This is a genomic window from Alcaligenes sp. 1735tsa3 (assembly GCF_024134565.1).
Lineage (GTDB): Bacteria > Pseudomonadota > Gammaproteobacteria > Burkholderiales > Burkholderiaceae_B > Alcaligenes > Alcaligenes phenolicus.
The window spans coordinates 3,710,132-3,732,967 of sequence record NZ_CP099862.1; the positions used below are offsets into that span (position 1 = coordinate 3,710,132).

Here is a 22,836-nt window from a genome sequence, read left to right on the forward strand (position 1 = left end):
CTCGAGCCGGGCTATTCGCTTACGACATGACAAGAACAAGACTCATCGAGCTGGCTGTTGTTACCGCGCTGGGATATTTCCAGTACTACCTTTTGCAAAACCATCTGGATTTTCTACTTCTGGATTACATGGAGAAACACCGCTGGCTAGCCGTGGCCCTCTCTATGGCCCCTCTTTTTGCGCTCTATTTCTTTGTGAGGGTTTTACTGCCAAGCGTAGCAGCTGGCACACTCACGGCCGGCGCCACATTTCTACTCACGAAAGTCAGCAATACAAAACAAGCTCTGACAACTGCGCCGCTTTCATGGACGGACCTTTCCCAGACCGACAATTGGTCAATTATTCCTCACTACATCAGCTACCACCATGTTCTCTATGTCCTGCTGGCTGTTGGCGTGATTTTCGTTTTAGCTCGCATCGACCCAAGTACACGCCTAAAAAAAAGCGGGATTCTGCTGGGGACCTTGTTTAGCATTATTTCCTTGCACCCTTACCTGGACAAAATCGACAATCATGTCAGTCGTGTCGCGCGCTTTGAGCTCATTCGCCAAGATGTTCAATACTACATGTGGGACTGGCCACTCAATATTCGTAAAAATGGTTTGCTAACCCACCTTATTCAAACCAGTCAACGCCGTATACCTTCGCCTCCCTCAGCCCAAGAGCGAACTGAGTTTGACCTCTTAACATCCTCGGAAATAAAAACGGTTGAACAGCCTGCAAACATCATCCTCATCCTATGTGAGGCCTGTTGGCACGACGAGCAACACTTCAAATCAGCCTTTACACCGTTAACAGATATAGGTTTTCAACCTTTCCGGGCGATTTCCCCTGTTTATGGTGGCGGCACTGTCAATTCCGCCTTTGAGCTCTTAACAGGCCTTCCTGCCAATGGGGCTCTAAATGGTGTGATTTACCAGGAATACACCCAGCTACTATCATCCAAAGCATGGGCCTGGCCTCGTAACCTTCAGCTAGCTGGCTACACAACCACCTCGCTCCACAACTTCTCTCGCAACTTCTGGAATCGTCATATTATTAATCCAAAGCTGGGGTTCCAACAGTTCATTTCCATTGAGGATATGAACTACGAGGGTCCAACTTTAGCCAGAGACTACATTCTATTTGATGCCGCAGTAGAAGATTTTCAAAATAAAAATGGGTCACATTTTCAATTTATGACGACCCTTTATACCCATGGGGGATATGAATCTCATGAAGGGGACGACGGGGAGCACGTTTACGGTGAAAGATTGACACAAAGCCTGCAGGAAACAGCCGATTTCGCCAGCAAGCTTATCGAACGCCACCCGGATACTTTAATTCTTCTGGTCGGTGACCATAAGCCAGCCTTGACTCGTTTTTTCCATCAGGCAAATGTATTTCCGGACGATTTTTTTATCCGAACAGGGCAAACTGCCAACGACTACATGTTCGCCCCCTCTGCTCCCAAAGAGGTCCTAGGCGACGTCCCTGGCTATATCTACTATCGCAACCAAGATTTAACGGATCGCTTGAATCAGCAACCATTTTTCTGCCTCACCCAAATTATCAACGATGCAACAGTAGGAACGGCACTCCCTTCGTTCCAGTACTCTCAGCACCACTCGCTTTGCTCAAAAAACACCACATTGTCCTATACCCAACTTAGCGAGTCCTATCCAAGCTGGTTGTACTCTGCCTCCCTTTTCCAACCCTGATCTGAAAATAATCCTCATGCCTATTTATCAACTCGACAATCACTCCCCCCAGATCGACGACAGCAGCTTTGTTGCCGCAGAGGCTACCCTGATTGGCAAGGTCGTTTTGAAAGAGAAAAGCAGTGTCTGGCCCGGTGCCGTTATCCGTGGCGACAACGAAACCATTACCGTGGGTGTAGGCTCCAACGTGCAAGAAGGTGCAGTACTGCACACCGATCCAGGCTACCCGCTGGATATTGGCGACCATGTCACCATCGGCCACCAGGCCATGCTGCACGGCTGTACCATCGGTGAAGGCGCGTTGATCGGCATCCAGGCGGTCGTGCTGAACGGGGCCGTCATCGGTCGCGATAGCCTGGTTGGTGCTGGAGCACTGGTCACGGAAGGCAAAGTCTTCCCGGAGCGCAGCCTGATCATCGGATCGCCCGCCAAAGCCGTACGTACCCTGAGCGATGAGGACATTGCCAAGCTACGTCAAAACGCCAGTGTTTACGCCCAACGCGGTGGCCACTACAAAACGGCCTTGAAACGCATAGGCTAAGAAAAACAGGCGTACACCGGGTTCCTCTTTGTCACACACCATGCAGTCAGCTGTCGCTTAAAAAGCCTCCGGAAAATATGCGAGGCCACTCAACGCTGGCAATCCGGCCAGTCCTGATCTCTTCCCTCCTGCCATCGCCGTTGGCGATGGCACGTTGACAGATGATTGATTTGCAAGGAAGAAAACGGGTCCTAGAATGAAGGCGTCAATCTAAAAACCACCTTCAGAGACAGATCCCTATGAAAACCTACCGCATCGGTCAGATCGTCCCCAGCTCCAACACCACCATGGAAACCGAGATTCCTGCCATGTTGCAGGCTCGTTACGCCGAGTTTCCTGAAGAGCGCTTCACATTCCACTCCTCGCGCATGCGCATGATGCACGTGAATCCCGAAGAGCTGAAAGCCATGGACATCGCCAGCGATCGCTGCGCTGTTGAGCTGAGCGACGCCCGCATGAGCGTGATGGCCTACGCTTGCCTGGTCGCCATCATGGCCCAAGGCGACGGCTACCACCGCGTCTCGCAAGAGCGTCTGCAAAACACCGTAAAAGACAACGGCGTGGAAATTCCTGTGCTGAGCTCGGCCGGTGCCCTGGTCGATACGCTGAAAGAATTCGGCTACAAGAAAGTCTCCATCATCACCCCTTACATGAAACCGCTGACCAAGCGCGTGGCTGACTACATCGAAGCTGAAGGCATCGAAGTTCAAGACTCCATCAGCCTGGAAGTGTCGGACAACCTGGAAGTGGGCCTGTTGAACCCAGAGAACCTGCTGGAGCACGTCAAGCGCCTGAACCACGAAGGCGTGGACGCAGTTATTCTGTCCGCTTGCGTGCAGATGCCTTCCCTGCCTGCTATCCAGCGCGCTCAAGACCAGATTGGCAAGCCCGTTCTGTCCGCCGCTGTTTGCACCGTGTACCAAATGCTCAAGACCCTGGGTCTGGAAACCCGCGTTCCTAACGCTGGCCACATCCTGTCTGGCGCCAAGCCACAAGCCTGATCCAACAGGCTTAGCGGTACAAAGCCCTGCCGACATACAGTCGGCGGGGCTTTTTTTATGCTTAGACGTCCTCAATGTGTGCCGTAAAAACCGCAGTTGTGGCGGCTCATAAACAAACGCCAAGCCATGGCTGGCCGTTCGCCCTCGATACAGGCTGATAACATCCTCTGCTACTACATCCGTATGGACATATGACGTAGACGCGACGCGAAATAGCCCTATAGCTTGGAGCGATGACTCTCTCCGCTGCCACGTCAGCCCAGATGCAGATAATCAAAAAAAAGCGATATGATGCCTGCATGAAACTGGACCTTCTAACCCTCAAACTGTTTGTCCGCATCCTGGAAGAAGGCACGATCAGCCAAGCGGCAGAGCGTGAGCATATTGCTGCCGCCGCGGTCAGTCGCCGGATTGCGGATCTGGAACAGTCTCTGAACACCACCTTACTGCTGCGTACGAACAAAGGTGTCAGCCCAACTGCGGCGGGCCTGGAGCTGCTGTACCGCTCACGTGCCTTGCTCAACAGTGCGCAAGAGATCGAGACACGCCTTCAAGCGTTTTCGCAAGGCCAGCAAGGGCTGGTACATATCCTGGCCAATACATCGGCTATCTCCCAGTTTCTGGCCGAGCCTCTGGGCGAATTTGGACGTCTGCACCCCGCGATTCCCCTGCAACTGGAAGAACAAACCAGCCTGGACATTATTCGGGCTCTGGCAGAGGGCAAAGCCGACCTGGGTGTCTTTACCCGCCTGCCTTACGCAGCCGATATCGAAGCTTACCCATTTCGCAGTGACAAGCTGGTCGTGCTGGTGCCTATCAATCACCCCTTGGCTCAGCATGACAAAGTCCGTTTCGAGCAAACGCTGGAGCATGAGCAGATCACGCTGCTGACCGGCACGCAGCTGCATTACCAGATCACCAAAATCGCCATGGAAGCCAACCGCTCGGTGCGTATCCGCACCGAGGTTTCTGGCTACGACGCCATGTGTTTGCTGATTAATGCAGGCATGGGTATAGGCATCTTGCCGCGCAAGAGCGCCAGCATTTATCAGATCCCCAATACCCGTGTGATTGAGCTGGACGAAGAATGGAGCCAGCGAGAAATTCTGATCGGTGTGCGCCGCCGCAGTGACCTGCAACCGAGCGCAGAAAGCTTGCTGAGCTTCCTGCTCGAGAGCGGCGCTTAAGAAAGCCGACCTTAGCCGGTGCTACGGCCAAGGTCATATCGTCTAATAAGCAGGCCCGGCCTTTACAACATAACTGAGGCGGAGCAGCTATCCGCAAGACGTCTGGCGATCAAACCAGCGTTAGTAAGCTGCGCCGGGCTGAGCAACGGGCACCTCAACCTCGTCCTTGAATTGACCCAACAAAGCCGTTGCCGCCTGCCGCAATAACACCGCGTCCACGCCTACGGCCACAAACAAGGCCCCCAAGGACAAATAGTGATGCGCTGCCTCGACATTGGCCTGCAAGATTCCGGGAGCCTTACCCGCCTTGCTGATACGCACGATCGCGTCCTCAATCGCTGACAAAACGTCTGGATGCCCGGGTTCGGTCAAATACCCCATACTGGCCGCCAAATCCGCCGGGCCGATGAAAATACCGTCCACGCCCTCCACCGCCAGAATCTCGTCCAGATGATCCAGTGCCTCGCGAGTTTCCACCTGACAAATCACGCACATTTCCTGATTGGCTCGCCCCACATAGTCCGTGGTCGCCCCCCAGCGAGCAGCACGTGCCAAGGCTGCACCCACCCCTCGAATGCCATGCGGAGGATACCGTGTCGCGGCAACAGCCGCTTTGGCCTGCTCCGCGTTTTGCACCATGGGAATTAAAAGGTTCTGAGCCCCCATATCCAGCAGCAGCTTGATCTGCACAGGGTCATTCCAGCTGGGACGCACAATCGGCGCAATAGGATGGGCCGATACGGCCTGCAACTGCGCCAGCAAAGTCTGTACCGTATTGGGAACATGCTCGCCATCCAGCAAGATCCAGTCATAGCCCAGGCCTGCACAGAGGTCCGCCACATACGGGCTGGCCAAGCCATGCCACAAACCAATCTGGGACTTACCCTGCCGCAAAGCCTGCTTGAATGCATTTACCGGGTGCTTCATGTCCTCTCCTTGTCATGTGCTTAGGCGTCAAACAAGTAGTGTAAAGCGCACAAGGTAGAAGTGAGCACAGGGCCTGATTGTTTTGTCTCTGAGCATACCCATGCAGAACCAGCAGACAAGAGTAGGCAACAGAAACGGCCCACTCAATGGGCCGTTCTTCTTGATGCAATGGCAGACGTAATTACAAGGCCTGACCAACCTCTTTCACCAACTCCCCAAAGCGGGGCGTGGCGCGATCTCGCGGACGTGGCAGGTCTACCTCTATCCGGGCGCTGACACCAGCCGGGCTGCCACCCAGAACGATAATGGTATCGGCCAAAAAGACCGCTTCGTCAATGTCGTGCGTCACAAACAGAACTGCTGCTGAACTACGCTGCCACACTTGAACCAGCTCATCCTGCAAGGCCTGACGAGTCAAGGCATCCACGGCAGAAAAAGGTTCATCCATCAACAACAAATCCGGCTGCACAGCCAAGGCGCGGGCAATGCCAACACGCTGTACCTGACCACCCGACAGTTGATGCGGCCAGCGGTCTTTCAGATGCGCCAAACCCACCTGATTCAAAGCAGCATCCACACGCTGATCGCGCTCTTCACGCGACAGACCCAACCCTTCCAGACCATAAGCCACGTTGGAAGCAATACGTCGCCAAGGCAACAGACGACTGTCCTGAAACACGAAGGCATTGGCACGACGGCCAGGACTATCTTGCAGGTTGGAACGCAGATGTCCGAAGCTGGGCTGGCTCAAACCGGCCGCCGCACGTAGCAAGGTGCTCTTGCCTACGCCCGAACCACCTACAATCGCCACAAAATGCCCTGCCTGCACTTCCAGATTCACATCGCGGATCACTGGTGCAGGCGCACCGGGGTACTGAAAACCAAACCCCTGGAACTGAATCAAGGCTGCCACTGAAGTACCCATTTGTTGAAAGCCAGAAAAAGCATATCGCACAAGGTGTAGACCACCGAGATGATCAACATATAGACCACCACCGCATCGTAAGCACCCACTCCCGCTGCGGCATTCATTTCCTGACCCATACCAGGCACACCCAGCAACTCGGCCGCAATCAACGTCATCCAGGCTTGACCAATACCAGCACGCACACCACTCAACAAGCCGGGGCTGATCGCTGGCAGAACCACCGTCCAGGCGCGAGCGAAATAGGAGTTATGCCCGAAAGCCGCAGCCAATTCGTAATAGCGGGGATCGACCGAACGCACCGCACTGTAAGTGGCAAAGTAATTCAGCCAGAACACACCGATTGCAATCACAAAGGCTGCACCAGTGTGGCTGACCTTGAACCAGGCAATGGCAAACACCACCCACGCCAAGGGCGGGATAGGACGCAGCAAGCGAACCAAGTAAGCTTGCAGTAAATCAAAGCGATGGATCGTTGCCGCCGCCAGACCAAAAGCAATACCCAGGAAAGTGCCGATGCCCAAGCCCCAGAAATAATGCACCAGACTGGACTGAGCAGCCGGCCAAAGACGACCGGCTTCAATCTCCTGGAACAAAGCCGAGGGCAAGCTCAATGGATCAGGCAGCGTACCTCGCGGAGCCCAGCCATAGACATAAGCCAGGCGCCACACCAGGATAAACAAGGCCAGACCGGCTACGCCGTAAACAATCCGCTCCAGACCGCGACGCCACAAGGCATCAACCAGGGCACCCGCAGTTGCGGGTGCTGCGGCGGGCAAACTTGCTTGTTTCGCAACGCTCATTACGGTGCTGCCTTTTCATAAAAGCGAACGTCAAACAGGCTTTGAACATCATCCAGCTTGGTAGCCAGCGTGCCTAAAGAAACCTGGAAATCCTGCAGCTGAACCGTGCCATCAATAATCTTGTGAGGATCAGGCTGGAACTGATCACGCGAGCGCTCGATAGCGGCTTGCACAATCTCTTTAGGCAAGCGACCACCGCCTACATACTTCTGCACATAAGGCGTTGCCTTGGCTGGCTCGTCGCGCAACATGGCAGTGGCACGCAGGTGAGCATTCACCAAATGCTGAACCAGATCAGGATTGGATTTGATCAAGCCTTCACGCACCAGCAGTACCGAGCCGGGCTCATTGGGGAACAACTCCCCACCGTGAGCCACAATCTTGGCATCGGGCTGGCGCTGCAGAATTTGGCTAACCGTAGGTTCCAGAATGGCGGCGGCATCAACAGCGTGATTGCTCAAGGCCTGTTGAATCTGGGCCTCGCCCTGGTAGATCACCTCGACCACATTCGGGTCTACTTTCAGCATATTGCGCAGCCAGTACTGCAAGGCAGCCTCTGGCACAGCGCCTTTGGGGTAGCTGGCAACCTTGGGCTTGTGACCTTTCTCCTGAGTGAACTTGGCCACAGCCGCTGCGAAATCAGGCTGGTCGGCATCAAGATAAGCAGCCAGTTCACCAATAGCGACCACACTGACCTGTTCCACAATATTGGAGGCGACAACTTTAACGTCGGCCTCTTTAGCCTTGGCCACCAAAGCGGGGCCAATACCCACATAGGCAACATCCAGCTGCCCGGCGATCAAGGCCTGGGTCAGCGCTGGACCGCTTTGAAACTGAACCAGCTTAGGTTCCGCTTGTCCCTCTGGCAATAAGTCGCCAGACCCTAAGCCCACGAACAATTGAGCGGCAGGCATGATAGGCAAATAGCCGATCTCCAGCGCTTGCTCGGCAGCCTGTGCGGAGAAGGAGACGGATAGAGCAAGAAGGCCAGGGGCTAAATAACGGGAAAACATAACGATCTCGTGAAACAGGCGAAAACTGAAGCTTAAACCTGTTGGGGAGACGCATCTTTATTTGCTTATAACAAAAAGAAATAAAAACTGGATTCTTTAGAGTGCTGTGAGTACACGACTGTACTCATACCGACAGACAGCTCCCCTATCACTCTAATACATGGTCAACACTTTTTACTAGCGAGTGATAAAGTAGGTACCGACCATCAGGAACAACACGCCCACTAGCTTATTAAAAGTAAGAAGTTCACCAAAAAACAGCCAAGCTAATATCAAGCCGACTAAATATCCTAACGACAATAATGGATAGGCAACACCAACCTCCAACTTGGAGAGCACAACAACCCATACCCCAAAGCTAAGAACATATAAAACCAATCCTCCAGTTATGAAGGGGTTAAACATGGCTCGGAAAATAGAATAAAAGACCCCTTTTTCAGGCAGAAACAAAACCTGAAGAGAGTTGGTCCCAGCCTTCAAAAGCATCTGTGCGAAAGTATTCAATAAAACGGCGGATAAAACCAAACCAATCTGAGCAACGCCCATTCTATATTCCTAAAAGGTGTACTGCACAAGCCACTCCCCCACCAACCAGGCAGCCAGCCAAAATCTCTGTCTTGCTGTGACCAATTCTCTCTCTAAGGTTGAAATCCCTGATTTTATTCAAAGCTATTGCATGTTTCTCAATCTGCTTGCGCAGACTATTAGCATCAAGCAAAACAATAAACAACAAGGCTATTGAAACACCAAGAACCGGACTTGAGAGCCCTTCCTTTAAATAAACAAGAGCAGCCATACTGCTAACAATAGAGCTGTGATTGCTCGGCATACCACCATAGCCAATCAAATCAAAGGCAAGGCGCCCAGCTCGAAAACTGTTTACAAGAAACTTTAAAACCCCTGCAACCAGCCATGCCAAGAATGGAGTTAATATATATGCGTAGGTCATAATTAAAAATAAAGCTGATAAACAACCACAGAAAGCCAAGAAATGACAATCATTAAAATTGGTTTATCATTTATAACAGCATCAGTTGGTGACTCCCCCAGGTCAGAAGAGTCGACAATATACCAATACCTAAAAATACCAAATAGAATAATTGGTACAGTTAAAACCAAATCAGGCTTGGACTCAAGAACAAACATGCTGTAAAAAACAATAGTACAAGTAGCTGCTGTTTCTACATATTTTCGCACCAAATCACTTGAATACTTACTTAGTGCCTCCCTGGTCGTACTGCCAGAATTCCTAAGCTCCTGCTCTCTCTTTACAGCGGCCAAATAAAGCGATAGAGATAACACTGTAATCAGCATCCAATTAGAAACAGGCACTTGTATCGCCAGCGCGCCAGCATACACCCTAAGAACAAATCCCAATGCAACGGTAAAAATATCAATAACAGGAATATTTTTTAGACACTTAGTATAAGCAAGATTAACAACGATATAAAAGGAAAGTATAAAAAAAACCTGATAATTCAGAAGCAAAGAAAATACAACAACGACATAACAAAACAGCAACAAAAAAATAGATTGAGCTACAGATACCTCCCCACTTGCCAAAGGGCGAAAACGTTTTTTGGGATGCAAGCGATCTTTCTCTACATCACCAATATCATTAACAATATAAACAGAGGAAGCAGCAAAGGAAAAAAATAAAAAAGCCAATAATGACTTTATTATTGAATCAGAGGACAGCATCATGCCGGAAAAAACCAAAGGGGCAAAAACAAAAAAATTTTTAACCCATTGCTTTGGCCGCATAAGACGCAGGAGAGATAAACTATTCATCCGAACTCCAGCTCAATGAAATGGCTGAGACAGCAAATAACATAAACGGCATTATAGACAAAGCATATCTAGACTGAACCTCAAAAACAAAATAAAAGGCAATCATCTGAAAAACGTAAGCACAAGCAGAAAAATATAAAAACTCTCTTATATTATTTTCATTTCTTTTTTTGAAAAAATAGACCAATAAAGAAACAAAAAACAAAATAAGAAGAATATAATATAAATGAGAATTGATTCTCTCAGACAAAGAGGCATATTCCTGGCTGACCTTATGCTCTGGATTATTATTAGCCCAAAAGAAAACCCCGCCCGAAGGAACCCATAAAGTCTTAATTTTCTGCTTATATGCAAATTTCGAAAATCCCGGAAAATCATCAAAAATCCGGGAGTAAATCTCTTCCTTTATTGCCGCACCAACCTTACCCTCGTCCCCTAGCGAAGTCCGCAATTCCTGTACAAACTCAACATCATCAGTGTTATATAGCCCGTTATGATTCTTATTAGTCCCAAACAATAGAACATACCCACCCATACCATGATTCGAGTTGACACTAAAAAACCCTTGGTATGCGCTATTCAAAAGCGCGTGAGAAGAGAAGACCAACAACAAAGGGACTAAAAAGCAAACAACAGACTTAATAGCCTTATCGGAATATAGAACCACGCCCAAAAGAAAAGGAAAAATTAAAAAAACTGAGGTTGGCCTGGAGTAATATGCAAAACCAATAAAAAAAGCACTAGTGACCAAAAACAATAAGTTTTTTGTTTTTATAAAACGAAGAAACGAAAAAATAGAAATAAATAAATAAAGAAGATAAGTTGCTTCACTTGAAACTACCGCCGTATAAACAAAAACAGCAGGGAAAAGAGCATACAAAAAAGCTGTAAAAGTGGATATTTTTCCGCTTTGCCCAAGCTCCAACATAATCGCTCTAACTACAACTGCCTGCAACGCCCAACACGCCGCTGCCGTTATGGAAGCAGACAGATAACTGACACCCAGCAACTTCATCCCGAATGCATAAACAATAGAGCTCGACGGATACTTAGAGCTTGTCCACACATGAAAAAAATTTCCGTTTAAAAACCTGACAGCATCATTGTAATAAATTAAATAGTCACTTTCCGGAATAGTTTGAACACTAGAAGCCCATGTAACATAAGAAAAAAAAACAACAAAAAACAACAAAACAGGCGAAACATTAAAGAAATTTCGCGCTAAAAAAAAACCCACCAGAAAAACAGAAACAATAGAAAAAAAAGAAAAATAATAATCGCTTGTCAGATGAAGAGTTCGAGAAAAATAAAATATCAGATACAGAAAAAACGGCAAAAAAACAAGTCGAAAAAAATTAAAACCAGAGCTTAGATTAAAGAAAGACCTGACCATGTATTCCACCGCATATTATTAAAATAAAAATCAGCTCGTTTAAGATCTGCTTCCTGTGGGGAACAAGGGAGTCAGTGTCTTTATTCTCGCCATCCAATCATTTTCATCTGCCATCTGGCGTAACCTAGCTTGATAAGCTTGATCATCTTTTACATCAAAAGCCTGCCGGATTCTCTCGACATACTCATCAGCGGAGCTGGCTGAAAAAACCTCTGGGTAAATAGTGCACTCATCCATTGCTGAGGTCACAACCACCGGAACCTCCATTGCAAAGTATTCGAATAGCTTTAGAGGAGATGTTGTACGTGCTATCTCGCCTGGCTCGAAAGGAATAATTGCCACATCAAAGTGTTGTGAATACGCAGGCAGGATAGAATAATTAATTGGCCCTAGCCAAATAACATTATCTGCTTTTGGCAGCCTCTCACTTCCACCAAAATAATCCGGGCCTAAATAGACAAAGCCACACTCTGGCATGCGAACTGAAAGCTCCTCTAGAACCTCATACCACAACCAAGGAGCCAAGGCACCAAAATAGCCCACAATACGTTTATAGCGTTTTAAAAAATTCGTATATTTATCAGGCAAAGCAATATGTGTCCAATCCTGCCGATAATGCTGACAGTCAACACCGTTGGCCACGAATAGAACCTTATCCTTTCCAACTGCAGTTATAGACTCCTCTACCAGAGCCTTAGATGAGGCAACGATATAATCTGCATCACCAGAAAATGCATAGTTTTTAAGCTTCAACAAACTATCAACTGTATTACCAGATATAGCTGGATCTATATGATCAATATACTCATAAATCACAGCATTTCCCTCAAGTAGGTGAGGGCCATACTCAGGCACCACAGCATAGGCTGTGCTATAGATTGATCGCAGCACACCTTTTAAATTTGCTGATTCAGGAGCGTTTACCAACCATACGTTGTCTCCCATATAACGCACACCCCGCAAATTATCCTGATCTAGGCTGCGCGTCTCATAGATAACCAGATAACCAGAACGTCCCATCGCCGAAGCAATATGTTGAGGTCGTTGAAATAACGGGACAGCCCAGTCAATAGCTACCGATTGTACAAAAACGCCTTTATATTTATCTCTATGTACGAGGACGTTCGCCTCAAACTGATCCCAACTTAAATCAGTTGCTCCAGGCACGGATGTTATCGCCGCCAGCCCACCGAGAGAGACAGGTCCGGTATTTTGACTCTGAAGACGTTTCCACGCTACATAGTTACGAGCATCACTCCAGAACCCCAAAGGGTTCCGAATAAGACGAGCGAGCACTCGCAAAGGGCGGGTCAGTTTCCAAGAAGTTGACAACCTAATGGCGTTAACCGCCTCGTCTTTCTGCCGCATCACATTCTGTAGCTCTGCATTATGCTCCTGCAAACGCTGATTTTTTGTTGTCTGCTCCAGCAGTTCGGCCTTTGAGATACTAAGCTGCTTCAAACTCTCTGCAACCTGCTCCAGAGAATCCTTTAAAACACGAGAAAACTCGTTTTCCATATGCTTGAGTAAAACACTATCTCGAGATAGAGAATCAATTTCATAGCCTGACTCTATATGAATATTCCCTAAGGTCAAATTCATTTGGTCAAACCATTTTTTTCTGGCATAAACCAAAACAATCTGATCACCATCCCACATACTAGACGGCAAAATACTGCAATCGACTACCTTTGACCAAACCAGATCGAACCCATTAATCGTTACAGGAACATTTTTATCCGTAAAAGTAAAAAAATGCTCATCAATTCGATTAAACTCTCTATAAGGAAGAGCAAGAATCAAACCCAATTCAGCTTTTTCAGAAATACAGTTTAAAATCTCAAAAGGATTATGAAAATGCTCTAAAGTATTAGATGAGAAAATAAAATCATACGATTTAATATTAATCAAATCTCGACTATCTAACCAATCTTGATCTAGAAATTCTAATTCTGGGTATTTAGTTTTTGCTGTGGCGATAGATTCACTAGAAAAATCAATACCTGTCAATTTTTTTGGATTAAAAAAATTTGTTAGTACATTCAAGCCATCGCCTTGGGCACATCCCCAGTCTGCAACAGTTAATCCGTCTGAGCGTATTACCTGTATAAGCCAGGACGGCAAATTATCCATAGCTACTGTTGCAAAAAACCTCGACTGCTCGGGCCCCAAGTTATCCTCCCAATCTGTGGCAAACCTATTTTCCCAGTATTTTTTCGTATTAATATCGCTGTTCATTACAAGCTCACAGAATTAACTTCTACATCAGGACAAAAAATACCGAACATCGTTTCATCACTGACACTTACAAAATAATGCGCACCTTCATAATATTCGTAGTAATGAACATCGCTACCATTCCTCTTCTCTACAGTGGCGACCAATAAATATTTACCTGGCGAAAGGTAGTTCTTTAAAGAAAAATCAACACGACGTTCAGAATATTTCCGGCTATCCTCAACAACCTGCTTAGAAACTGCTACTACAATATCATTACCCTTCAAATCTTTTATAGAAAAAGCGATCGTTAAGTTATCGTTCGATATTTCCTCGTTCAACTTGTATCTTATTGATATTTTTATATACATGCCCCAAGTAATAAGATCTGCTTTATTCCCCTGTATATCCTGCACAGCAGCGTATTTGATAGTCCCGGTATGAGAACCCCAATGCGAGGAAGGCCTGGTGTCCAACGACTCTATAAGGTCTACTTGCACTGGCTCAGTCGACGATTGATCTGAACTGACCTGTAATCCGTCACTATCTTTGAACATATACTCCATATATCGGCTTGTGATTGGAAACACGTCACCTACATCGATTTCTTTTCCACGGTCCAACCACAATACACGGTCGCATAGAGTCCGAATACTAGAGATATCATGACTTACGAAAATGATAGTAGCACCTGACTCTTTAATATCATTGATACGGCGCATACACTTGGCTACAAACCGCGCGTCCCCCACAGCAAGAGCTTCATCCACAATGAGTATTTCTGGTTCAACGTGAATAGCAACTGAAAATGCCAACCGTGCATACATCCCACTAGAATAAGTTTTAACTGGCTGATCTATAAACCCTTCTAACTCAGAAAACTGGATAATCTCATCTATTTTTTTCTCTATCTTATTTTTTGGATAGCCCAATATAGCGGCATTAAGAAATATATTCTCTCGCCCTGTAAATTCAGGGTTAAAACCAGCCCCTAATTCTAGAAGTGCCGCGATACGCCCACGGACTTGAATATGCCCTGTTGTCGGCATTACAGTTCCGCAGATCATTTGCAGCAACGTAGACTTTCCGCTCCCATTCCTGCCCACAATACCAAAGGTTTCCCCGCGGCGAACTGTCAAATTCATCTTATGCAGAGCAATAAATTCTCTGTAGTATTTTTTATTCTTACTAAAATACTGCCTTAACCTGTCGGAAGGTTTTTCATATATTTTATATATCTTGGAAACGCCTTCCACTACAATAAGATCAGAGCACATCCGCAAAACCCTTTTTCATTTTTTTAAAGAAAATAAATGAAAAAAATGCAAATAAGGAAGAAAAAACAAAAGAGAGGAGAATAAATAAACCTCCAGGAACCCTACCCCAGTAAACGATATCCCTAAAAGCCTCTATAAAATAAGCCAAAGGATTTATATAAATAAAATTCCTAAAATCAGCAGGAAGAGCCTCAACAGGATAAAATATAGGGGATAAAAACATCATAACGGTTGTTAATATCCCAACAAACTGATTAATATCCCTCAGATACACACCAAGCGCCGAAAGAAACCAAACGCATCCAAGAACAAAAAAACACAAAGGGATCAAGTAAACTGGCATAAGAACAATCGTCCATTTTGGCAATCCATAAAAAACAGAATAAACCAAAACCCAGACTAGAAAGCTAATAAAAAAATTAAAAAGGGCGGCACCAACAGTAACAACACCTAAAACCTCAACAGGAAAAACGACTTTTTTGACATAATTTACATTGCTGAGAACTACAGTAGGCGCACGATTGATACATTCCGAGAAAAAATTAAAAACGATTAATCCGGAAAAAAGTATTAGCGCAAACTCTAATTTCCCACCATCAGAATGCCCCCAGCGCGCTTGAAAAATAACGCTAAAAACAAATGTATAAACGACTAACAACACCATAGGAACCAACAAGGACCAAAGAAGCCCAAGTACAGATCCTTTATATTTTGTTTGAATATCTCTATATATCAATATTCTTATTAGATATCGATTTTCAATCAAATCGGAAATTATCATATATTTAAAAATCAAATATTACTGATTAGTTTCTTAAAAACCGTCTTGCCGAAAAAGGACTTTTAACGACTCACATTAACCGTAAAATCATTTTCAGGAAACAGAGACTCCATGCTTTTCGCTCTAGCTATCCAATCATTTTCATCGGCCAACTGACGCATACGCATCTTATAGTGCTCATCATCTTTCACGGCAAATGCGCGTTCAATTTGCACAACAAACTCGGATAACGAGCCGGCCGAAAATACTTCTTCGTAGCACGTGCACTCATCCATCGCAGAACTAACCACCACAGGAATTTCTAACGCAAAATACTCAAACAACTTCAAAGGAGATGTTGTTTTAGCTATTTCACCTGGAGCAAACGGTATTGTTGCTATATCGAAATGCTGTGCATAAGCTGGCAACACAGCATATTCTATTGGCCCAAGCCACAATACATTATCTAAATCCGGCAGCCTTAAGCTCCCTCCAAAGTAATCTGGCCCTATATAAACGAACCCATAATCAGGAAGCTTCTCAGCCAGCTCAGCAATGACCTCGTACCATAACCAAGGGGCTAACGCACCGAAGTAGCCAATAACCCTGTCATATTGCCCCAAAAAACTGGAGTACTTTTCTGGTAAAACCACATCGCCCCAATCTTGACGATAGTGGCGGGTGTCCACCCCATTAGCGACAAACCTAACCTTTGGCTCCCCGACTTCTGCAACCGACTCCTGGACCAGAGCCTTTGACGAGGCAACGATATAATCAGCATCGCCTCCAAACGCCAGATTTTTTAGCTGATTAAGAACCTCGACATTGTCACCGGAAATTGCAGGGTCAATATGGTCAATGTATTCATAGATAACAACATTACCCTCCAGCATGTGCGGGCCGTACTCCCTCAACACTCCATAAGCGGTGCTGTAAAAGGAGCGCAGAACCCCTTTCAGATGACGGGATTCTCTGGCATGCACCAACCAGACGTTGTCGCCCAAACACCGCGCGCCTGTCACGTCATCACAGGCCCAACAGTGGGTTTCATACAGGACCAGATAACCAAGACGGCCAAACGCTTTAGCCATATGCTGCGGACGCTGATACAAGGGGACATTCCAATCGATAACCGCGGACTGAACAAAAACACCTTTGTACTGATCTCGAAACGCCAAGATATTTGCTTCAAACTGCGACCAGCTCAAATCGTTTTTACCATCGCGGCGCCCCTCATTACTACGACGGACCTGCTGCCCAAGAACTCTGCGCTTTAAAGGCAATAGCTTCTGTTGTACTCGCCAAGGCAACCTGCGATATACAGCCCCTAAAAAAGGTTTCAATTTACTCAGCATATTTCCCCGATCCATTGTCTCTTACAGAGTTAGACGTCATTTAAACGCGCTTACACAGATAATCGACAATGCGCTTACAGGCCGCACCGTCCCCATAAGGATTATGGGCATAGCTCATAGCCTTATAAGCAGCAGAATCATTCAGCAAAACTGCCAGCTCATGGCAGATCACCTCAGAGCACGTACCTACCAACTTCACAGTACCGGCGCTCACCGCTTCAGGTCTTTCGGTGGTATCCCGCATAACAAGTACAGGCTTGCCTAACGCAGGGGCCTCCTCCTGAATCCCCCCAGAATCTGTCAAGATGACACTTGAACGACTCATTAGATAGACAAACGGTAGGTAGTCCTGCGGCTCCAACAGGTACACATTAGAAATTTTGCTCAACACGCGCGCGACTGGCTCTTGCACGTTCGGGTTCATATGGACTGGATACACGAAGTCCACTTGGGGAAACTCCTTTGCGCTGCGACATATACTTTGACAAATGCGCTCAAACCCGTCCCCAAAACTCTCACGCCTATGGCCAGTTATCAAAACCATCCGGCGTTTTTCATTCAGAAAATTAAAGCGTTCTGACATCTCTTTAGCTAAAGAGGGCTCAGTCTCGATTTTCTGTACTACTGACAACAAGGCGTCAATAACAGTGTTGCCTGTCACTACGATCTCTTCTGCTCCCACTCCCTCTCGCAACAAGTTCTGGCGAGCCTGAGCTGTAGGGGCAAAATGAATACAGGCCAACACGCCGGTCAAGCGCCTGTTTCCTTCCTCTGGCCACGGTGAATAAATGTTGCTCGTACGCAATCCTGCCTCAACATGACCGACTGGGATCTGATGATAGTAGGCAGCTAAAGTACTGGCGAAGGTTGTAGCTGTATCACCATGAACTAGTACCAAATCAGGTCTGAACTGCTCAAACACCCCTTTTAAACCCTGTAGAATCGCCCCTGTCACATCGTTCAAATTCTGGCCAGGCCTCATGACATTCAGATCAAAATCTGGCTGAAGATCAAAGAGAGACAGCACTTGGTCCAACATCTGGCGGTGCTGGGCAGTGACACAAACTTTAGTATCAAACTCCGTTCGTGTGGCTAGCTCTCGCACCAGAGGAGCCATTTTTATAGCCTCTGGTCGAGTACCAAAAACTGTTAAAACCCTCATTAAACACCTTTTCTTGAACAAACCAATGTGAGCAGTGCCGGATCGCCAATCAGCGCATCACGGGTGCAGTCAGACAGCTTACACGCTTAATAAGCCAATCGTACGACTGGCCGAGACAAGACGTATCTATTACTTGTCATATGGTGCAGTTAAGAAACAGAACCTGCATATAACCCAAACTAAGTTCCAGCTCCATACCTTCATGCAAATAATGATTTAGTCAACCGTCTTATCTAACACTCCGACAATAAAACTCAGAGCTCTGCATATTTATAAAATTAATGGACTTGTAAGTATGTCACCGCCTTTATGTCATCTAAAAAGGAGCATGTTGACAGACGCAATCAACTCTTAACGTTTTTAAAGCTAGATAAAATATCAGTACGAGCAACTCGCCCACTAACAGACCTTAACCTTAGATGCCCTTACCCCATCTAATTTCCCCATGAGCAATACTCACGCGACTTTAGTCAGCATTGTTATGCCAGCGTTTAATGCTGCTGACACATTACCAACCGCAGTAGCATCGGTGCAGCAGCAGGACCACCCGTCCTGGGAGCTATTTATTATTGATGATGGCTCAAATGACAATACTCCCGCCCTGATTCTGGAGTATGCAGCTAAAGACCCTCGCATCAAGTTCATTCAGCAACCATTTAATCAAGGAGTTGCGGCCGCACGTAATGCAGGCATCAAAGCTGCTCAAGGAAGATACCTGGCCTTTCTCGACTCCGATGACCTCTGGTTTCCTCACAAGCTGAGTAAGCAGTTAAAAACTATGCAGGAACACCAGGCCACGGTCTCGATGACAGCCTATTATCGTTTCCAGCAGCTCCCGCAGTGGCAAAGCACGAGCACTCCCCCACTCAGGGTGGATTACAAAAACTTGCTTAAAGGAAATGCTATTGGCAACCTGACCGGGATGTATGACTGCCAGGAATTAGGCAAGGTCTATCAAAAAGCAGTTCGTCATGAAGACTATTTAATGTGGCTGGAAATCGTACGTAGAGCAGGGATGGCCTATGGCTTACAAGAAGTCCTGGCCGCTTATCGTGTGAGCGCAGCTAGCTTGTCCGCCAACAAGCTCAAGTCCTTACAGTGGACATGGCAAATCTATAGACGTCATCTGAAACTGCCCGTTGTACAATCCAGCTATCTAATGTTTCACTACATCGTGAAAGCAATTCTGAAGCGGGCTTAGCTAACCATGGAAACTGTCGTTCAGTCTGCACCTTGGGTCGACTTCATCCTGGTTAACTACAATGGTGGCAAGAAGATTGTTGATACCATCAACAGCATCAAGCAATTCAGCACCAGACATGCCTACACCATTACCATTGTCGACAATGGCTCTACAGACCAAAGTTGTAGTCTGATTGCCCAGCAGTATCCTGACACCCAAATCATTCAGACACATGCCAATCTGGGCTTTGGTCGGGCTTGCAACATAGGGGTTGCCCATACCCAAGCCCCGAACATCCTCCTGATTAATCCCGACGCCAAACTGCAAACCGATGTTCTAAGTATTTTCGAACAATTTCTGAACATATATCCGGACTCTCCCAGGCCGATTCTAGGTGGTTCAGCATTGGGGATCAAAGGGCAACCTGATTTTGCCTTCGAACGCTTCCCGAACTGTTTTACGTTGTTGTTAAAGTCTGTAGGGCTAGGGCGTCTGCTTCGCAGTAGACAGCCGCTAACGACTCCCACACAGGTTGACCATGTGTCCGGTAGCCTGCTGTTTATCAGCCGCGAACAATATATGGCCCTGGAAGGCTTTGACGAACAGTTCTTTCTGTACTTTGAAGAGACAGATCTACAGTTCCGCGCCCGTGAAATGGGAATCCCATCTTTCCATATCCCTGCCGCTCAGTACTTCCACGAAGCTGGGGGTACCTTCACAGACAAGTCTTTCCGTGGCCAATGCTACAGCGCGGGCATGAAAGTCTATTTGAAGAAGCGCTACGGTGCAGCAGGCAAGTTGATTTTTACAGTTTACGATGTACTAGACAGGCTGACCCGCCCCGCACGGCACGTGGTCAAATGCCTGCTGCGCGAGCATAAATCTAACGCGCCCCAAAGCCAGTAAGCATCGTTTTTACTGTCAAAAATACAATATAAACATCAAGCATTACCGAACAATGCTTGATGTAATAGAAGTCGTGCTCGATCTTGACGCGAGTGTCGTCAGCGTTAGCCACATACCCTTGGCGCACCTGGGCCCAACCCGTGATACCGGGTTTCACGACATGGCGGTAGCTATAAAACGGGATTTTTTCATCAAACTCCCGCACGAAAGAGGGCTGCTCGGGCCTAGGGCCAATCAAACTCATTTCCCCTCGCAGCACGTTGTAAAACTGGGGTAACTCATCAATCCGTAATTTACGAATAATTCTGCCAACCCGAGTAATGCGGGGGTCATCCTCCCCTGCAAACTGTTCAACCTCACATTCCTGGTCAAAGCGCATGCTGCGCAGCTTATAAATAGTGAACTCGCGGTTTCCCAAGCCTATCCGCTGCTGGCAATAAATGACTTTACCTGGGCTTTCCAAACGGATGGCCACCATCGCTACCAGGCACACAGGGATCACAACCACGGCACTGGCAATGACCATTGAATAGTCAAAAATCAACTTCAAAATCTCGTAGCCCCTAGAGGGCAGCAAGGAACCGATCGTGTTCTCCGACATACGATCAATTTTGACGCGCCCGGTCAAAGACTCAAACACTTGTCGAGAGTTGTACACCGCGACCCGATCCAGCGCACAGCGTGTCAGAAAGCGCTCAGCATCAGGCTGTATACAAGAAAAATCCGCTACAACTCCATCGTAACGATACCCGGCAAGATCAAGGCTGCTCAGCATGCGACCATCCAAGCCTGGTAGATCCAGCAGGGTCTCGGCCTCCCCTCCGGGCACAATGGCCAGCTTCAGTACTCGGTAGCGAGTGGTTAATAGGCTTTCCAGCAAAAACCAGATCAAAGCCAGAAAACTGCTGCTCAACAGCAGCGCCCGTGAGGCGTCATAACGAAACACAAAACTGGTAATGTAGATGACAGCGTAAGTCACCCCCACCGTAGGGATAATCAGCCACGCGCTGCGGGCTCCAGGATAGCCTTGCTGGCTCTTGTCAATCAGCAGCTTGCAACTGACAAATGCGACTATGGCCAGAATCAGTGCTGTACGTTGACCATCATCCAGGCTCCATAACCGGTCCCATCCCCACAACAGCAAAACCGGGGCTAGCACCACGACAACAAACCCAATCAACCACGAGCTTGGCCCGGATAGTAGGAGTATCTCGTGCAAACGCTTAAACCGCCTGATTTTAATTTGATTCATCGAAGCACTAATAACCTAAAATAGCCCATTTACGCGCCAATTATACGTCGCTCCCGAGTAACGCTAGATAGCCCAAGCAGATTTACTTGATGGGTCTGACGGGTAAATACCGCAACCTTCGTGTGATCTGCTCACGCGCTTTTGCCCAAGCAAACTTTTTGCATCTTTTTTCTCATGTCCGAGCCCGTATCCAAGTCTACTTTCTCATTCAATGCGGCCGCTCATTTAGGCGTAAGTCTGTTCTTTATTAGTCTGCTTTCCACTCGTAATATCTATTCGGTGGGTGTCGCCATTTTGCTGTTGGCAACCGTTTCAGGGTATCTGGTGTGTTCTCAAACTCGTCGGTCCATGCAAAGCCAGAGCATCAGCCGGGGCTTGTATACGATACTGACACTAACCTTTGCCTACGGTCTGCTGATCTGGTTCTTGCACCAGAACCCTGGTAATCAGCTGGATCTGCTAAGCCGCTACCTGCTGCTTGTCCCCATTCTGTACATGCTCAGCTCAATTCGCATGCATAGCAACGTGATCTGGGTTTGTTTTGCTTTAGGCACGCTGTCCGCTTTGTGGATCATCCCAGCCCAATACGGTGGCTCTTTACACGACGGTCGCATCTACGGTTATACCGGCGCCATCCAGTTTGGCAATATTGCGTTAAGCCTTGCTTGCTTCTGCCTGACAGCCATACTGAGCCAGCTCAGCCAGCAGCATCGCTCTACAACGGTTCTTCTTCTATCTGTGCTGGGCTGTCTGGCGGGTTTTCTCCTATCGCTTCTATCAGGCAGCCGTGGCGGCTGGATTGCCCTTCCTGTCGTGTTTCTGATACTTGCCTACGCCTATTTACCCAAGCAACACTTTCGGCGAGGTGTAATGATCCTCTCCTTGGCCGCGCTCCTGAGCGCCAGTATCCTGTGGCAAACTGATACCATCCAGTCGCGGGTTGCTCTGGCGCAGCACGATATTGAACAATTTGAAGCAGGCAACGCCAACACCTCCATTGGCGCCCGCTTTGCCATCTGGCAAGCGAACTGGACCCTGATAAAGGAGCAGCCGTTTTCTGGTTGGTCCTACGCTCAACACCAACAGGCCCTCGAGGACCTGGTTAAAGACGGACAGGCAGATCCCGTAGTTTTGAAGTTGGCCAACTCACATAACAATTACATTGAGACCTGGGTAGACTGGGGCTTGGCAGGTCTGCTCTTGCAATGTTCACTTTTGCTTTACTGCTTTTATGGCTTTATTCGCCGGGTTCATTCCTCAGACACGCTCACTCGCGCGTACGCTACCTGCGGAAGTATTGTTGTTGCCGTATACATACTGGCCAACCTGACCCAGAACATGATGGAACGCAATAACACGCTCCTGTTTTTCCTGATTAGTGTAGCGATATTCTGGAGCCAGATTTACCCCAACCAAGCCAAGCGTCATTCTGCGACCTAGCTC

Annotated in this window: 21 protein-coding genes; 7 read left to right on the forward strand and 14 right to left on the reverse strand. The window is 47.6% G+C overall.

Going from position 1 to position 22,836, the window contains the following annotated elements; translation table 11 throughout:
- Positions 1-26 precede the first annotated feature (26 nt).
- From NIZ92_RS17160 to NIZ92_RS17175, 4 genes are all read left to right on the forward strand, one after another.
- Entirely contained in the window at positions 27-1,700 is a 1,674-nt protein-coding gene (locus NIZ92_RS17160; protein ID WP_254002312.1) for a sulfatase-like hydrolase/transferase, read from the forward strand.
- A gap of 16 nt (positions 1,701-1,716) precedes the next feature.
- Positions 1,717-2,241, forward strand: coding sequence for a gamma carbonic anhydrase family protein (locus tag NIZ92_RS17165; protein ID WP_254002313.1), 525 nt, complete (start codon positions 1,717-1,719; stop codon positions 2,239-2,241).
- 239 nt (positions 2,242-2,480) lie between these two features.
- Positions 2,481-3,242 carry an aspartate/glutamate racemase family protein gene (locus NIZ92_RS17170; protein ID WP_301555089.1) on the forward strand — a complete coding sequence of 254 codons (762 nt, stop codon included), beginning with the start codon at positions 2,481-2,483 and terminating at the stop codon, positions 3,240-3,242.
- A gap of 299 nt (positions 3,243-3,541) precedes the next feature.
- Positions 3,542-4,429 (forward strand): LysR substrate-binding domain-containing protein, encoded by an 888-nt coding sequence (locus NIZ92_RS17175; RefSeq protein WP_009458583.1) that lies wholly within the window; start codon positions 3,542-3,544, stop codon positions 4,427-4,429.
- Positions 4,430-4,549: 120 nt separating this feature from the next.
- Here NIZ92_RS17175 and hpaI read toward each other — a convergent pair whose 3' ends face one another.
- From hpaI to wecB, 13 genes are all read right to left on the reverse strand, one after another.
- Positions 4,550-5,356 (reverse strand): 4-hydroxy-2-oxoheptanedioate aldolase, encoded by an 807-nt coding sequence (gene hpaI, locus NIZ92_RS17180; RefSeq protein ID WP_254002314.1) that lies wholly within the window; start codon positions 5,354-5,356, stop codon positions 4,550-4,552.
- A gap of 181 nt (positions 5,357-5,537) precedes the next feature.
- Positions 5,538-6,281, reverse strand: coding sequence for an ABC transporter ATP-binding protein (locus NIZ92_RS17185; protein WP_254002315.1), 744 nt, complete (start codon positions 6,279-6,281; stop codon positions 5,538-5,540).
- Entirely contained in the window at positions 6,257-7,084 is an 828-nt protein-coding gene (locus tag NIZ92_RS17190; protein WP_238441731.1) for an ABC transporter permease, read from the reverse strand. The genes NIZ92_RS17185 and NIZ92_RS17190 overlap by 25 nt, the downstream gene beginning before the upstream one ends.
- Positions 7,084-8,097, reverse strand: coding sequence for an ABC transporter substrate-binding protein (locus NIZ92_RS17195; protein WP_254002316.1), 1,014 nt, complete (start codon positions 8,095-8,097; stop codon positions 7,084-7,086). Before NIZ92_RS17195 ends, NIZ92_RS17190 begins: the two co-directional genes overlap by 1 nt.
- Positions 8,098-8,274: 177 nt before the next feature.
- Positions 8,275-8,643 (reverse strand): 4-amino-4-deoxy-L-arabinose transferase, encoded by a 369-nt coding sequence (locus NIZ92_RS17200; RefSeq protein ID WP_254002317.1) that lies wholly within the window; start codon positions 8,641-8,643, stop codon positions 8,275-8,277.
- A gap of 1 nt (position 8,644) precedes the next feature.
- Positions 8,645-9,046 (reverse strand): divergent PAP2 family protein, encoded by a 402-nt coding sequence (locus NIZ92_RS17205; RefSeq protein WP_254002318.1) that lies wholly within the window; start codon positions 9,044-9,046, stop codon positions 8,645-8,647.
- A gap of 2 nt (positions 9,047-9,048) precedes the next feature.
- Positions 9,049-9,888, reverse strand: a complete 840-nt coding sequence (locus NIZ92_RS17210; RefSeq protein WP_254002319.1) for a decaprenyl-phosphate phosphoribosyltransferase — start codon at positions 9,886-9,888, stop codon at positions 9,049-9,051.
- Positions 9,881-11,281 carry a glycosyltransferase family 39 protein gene (locus NIZ92_RS17215; RefSeq protein WP_254002320.1) on the reverse strand — a complete coding sequence of 467 codons (1,401 nt, stop codon included), beginning with the start codon at positions 11,279-11,281 and terminating at the stop codon, positions 9,881-9,883. Before NIZ92_RS17215 ends, NIZ92_RS17210 begins: the two co-directional genes overlap by 8 nt.
- Positions 11,282-11,320: 39 nt before the next feature.
- A complete protein-coding gene (locus NIZ92_RS17220; RefSeq protein WP_254002321.1) occupies positions 11,321-13,519 on the reverse strand; it encodes a methyltransferase domain-containing protein in 2,199 nt (732 codons plus the stop codon).
- The gene (locus tag NIZ92_RS17225; protein WP_254002322.1) at positions 13,519-14,775 is read right to left on the reverse strand and encodes an ABC transporter ATP-binding protein; all 1,257 of its coding nucleotides are present in this window, start codon (positions 14,773-14,775) and stop codon (positions 13,519-13,521) included. Before NIZ92_RS17225 ends, NIZ92_RS17220 begins: the two co-directional genes overlap by 1 nt.
- Positions 14,765-15,556, reverse strand: a complete 792-nt coding sequence (locus NIZ92_RS17230; protein WP_254002323.1) for an ABC transporter permease — start codon at positions 15,554-15,556, stop codon at positions 14,765-14,767. The genes NIZ92_RS17225 and NIZ92_RS17230 overlap by 11 nt, the downstream gene beginning before the upstream one ends.
- A gap of 62 nt (positions 15,557-15,618) precedes the next feature.
- Entirely contained in the window at positions 15,619-16,890 is a 1,272-nt protein-coding gene (locus NIZ92_RS17235) for a glycosyltransferase (protein WP_254002324.1), read from the reverse strand.
- A 40-nt stretch (positions 16,891-16,930) separates the two neighbouring features.
- The gene (gene wecB / locus NIZ92_RS17240; RefSeq protein WP_254002325.1) at positions 16,931-18,052 is read right to left on the reverse strand and encodes a non-hydrolyzing UDP-N-acetylglucosamine 2-epimerase; all 1,122 of its coding nucleotides are present in this window, start codon (positions 18,050-18,052) and stop codon (positions 16,931-16,933) included.
- 445 nt (positions 18,053-18,497) lie between these two features.
- Here wecB and NIZ92_RS17245 point away from each other — a divergent pair, with 445 nt between their 5' ends.
- A complete protein-coding gene (locus NIZ92_RS17245) occupies positions 18,498-19,253 on the forward strand; it encodes a glycosyltransferase family 2 protein (protein WP_254002326.1) in 756 nt (251 codons plus the stop codon).
- 6 nt (positions 19,254-19,259) lie between these two features.
- The gene (locus NIZ92_RS17250; protein WP_254002327.1) at positions 19,260-20,141 is read left to right on the forward strand and encodes a glycosyltransferase family 2 protein; all 882 of its coding nucleotides are present in this window, start codon (positions 19,260-19,262) and stop codon (positions 20,139-20,141) included.
- Here the strand turns inward: NIZ92_RS17250 and NIZ92_RS17255 are convergent.
- Complete coding sequence (locus tag NIZ92_RS17255; RefSeq protein ID WP_254002328.1) at positions 20,119-21,393, reverse strand: exopolysaccharide biosynthesis polyprenyl glycosylphosphotransferase; 1,275 nt, start codon at positions 21,391-21,393, stop codon at positions 20,119-20,121. The genes NIZ92_RS17250 and NIZ92_RS17255 overlap by 23 nt on opposite strands.
- A gap of 141 nt (positions 21,394-21,534) precedes the next feature.
- Here NIZ92_RS17255 and NIZ92_RS17260 point away from each other — a divergent pair, with 141 nt between their 5' ends.
- Entirely contained in the window at positions 21,535-22,833 is a 1,299-nt protein-coding gene (locus NIZ92_RS17260; protein ID WP_254002329.1) for an O-antigen ligase, read from the forward strand.
- Positions 22,834-22,836 lie beyond the last annotated feature (3 nt).

Bases quoted from the DNA above. Each gene is read 5' to 3' on its own strand.
- NIZ92_RS17165 (WP_254002313.1), top strand. From the start codon at position 1,717: ATGCCTATTTATCAACTCGACAATCACTCCCCCCAGATCGACGACAGC.
- NIZ92_RS17235 (WP_254002324.1), bottom strand. From the start codon at position 16,890: ATGCTGAGTAAATTGAAACCTTTTTTAGGGGCTGTATATCGCAGGTTG.
- NIZ92_RS17215 (WP_254002320.1), bottom strand. From the start codon at position 11,281: ATGGTCAGGTCTTTCTTTAATCTAAGCTCTGGTTTTAATTTTTTTCGA.
- NIZ92_RS17255 (WP_254002328.1), bottom strand. From the start codon at position 21,393: ATGAATCAAATTAAAATCAGGCGGTTTAAGCGTTTGCACGAGATACTC.
- NIZ92_RS17170 (WP_301555089.1), top strand. From the start codon at position 2,481: ATGAAAACCTACCGCATCGGTCAGATCGTCCCCAGCTCCAACACCACC.
- NIZ92_RS17195 (WP_254002316.1), bottom strand. From the start codon at position 8,097: ATGTTTTCCCGTTATTTAGCCCCTGGCCTTCTTGCTCTATCCGTCTCC.
- NIZ92_RS17185 (WP_254002315.1), bottom strand. From the start codon at position 6,281: ATGGGTACTTCAGTGGCAGCCTTGATTCAGTTCCAGGGGTTTGGTTTT.
- NIZ92_RS17245 (WP_254002326.1), top strand. From the start codon at position 18,498: ATGAGCAATACTCACGCGACTTTAGTCAGCATTGTTATGCCAGCGTTT.
- wecB (WP_254002325.1), bottom strand. From the start codon at position 18,052: ATGAGGGTTTTAACAGTTTTTGGTACTCGACCAGAGGCTATAAAAATG.
- NIZ92_RS17205 (WP_254002318.1), bottom strand. From the start codon at position 9,046: ATGACCTACGCATATATATTAACTCCATTCTTGGCATGGCTGGTTGCA.
- NIZ92_RS17230 (WP_254002323.1), bottom strand. From the start codon at position 15,556: ATGATAATTTCCGATTTGATTGAAAATCGATATCTAATAAGAATATTG.
- NIZ92_RS17190 (WP_238441731.1), bottom strand. From the start codon at position 7,084: ATGAGCGTTGCGAAACAAGCAAGTTTGCCCGCCGCAGCACCCGCAACT.
- NIZ92_RS17160 (WP_254002312.1), top strand. From the start codon at position 27: ATGACAAGAACAAGACTCATCGAGCTGGCTGTTGTTACCGCGCTGGGA.
- NIZ92_RS17250 (WP_254002327.1), top strand. From the start codon at position 19,260: ATGGAAACTGTCGTTCAGTCTGCACCTTGGGTCGACTTCATCCTGGTT.
- hpaI (WP_254002314.1), bottom strand. From the start codon at position 5,356: ATGAAGCACCCGGTAAATGCATTCAAGCAGGCTTTGCGGCAGGGTAAG.
- NIZ92_RS17210 (WP_254002319.1), bottom strand. From the start codon at position 9,888: ATGAATAGTTTATCTCTCCTGCGTCTTATGCGGCCAAAGCAATGGGTT.
- NIZ92_RS17220 (WP_254002321.1), bottom strand. From the start codon at position 13,519: ATGAACAGCGATATTAATACGAAAAAATACTGGGAAAATAGGTTTGCC.
- NIZ92_RS17200 (WP_254002317.1), bottom strand. From the start codon at position 8,643: ATGGGCGTTGCTCAGATTGGTTTGGTTTTATCCGCCGTTTTATTGAAT.
- NIZ92_RS17175 (WP_009458583.1), top strand. From the start codon at position 3,542: ATGAAACTGGACCTTCTAACCCTCAAACTGTTTGTCCGCATCCTGGAA.
- NIZ92_RS17225 (WP_254002322.1), bottom strand. From the start codon at position 14,775: ATGTGCTCTGATCTTATTGTAGTGGAAGGCGTTTCCAAGATATATAAA.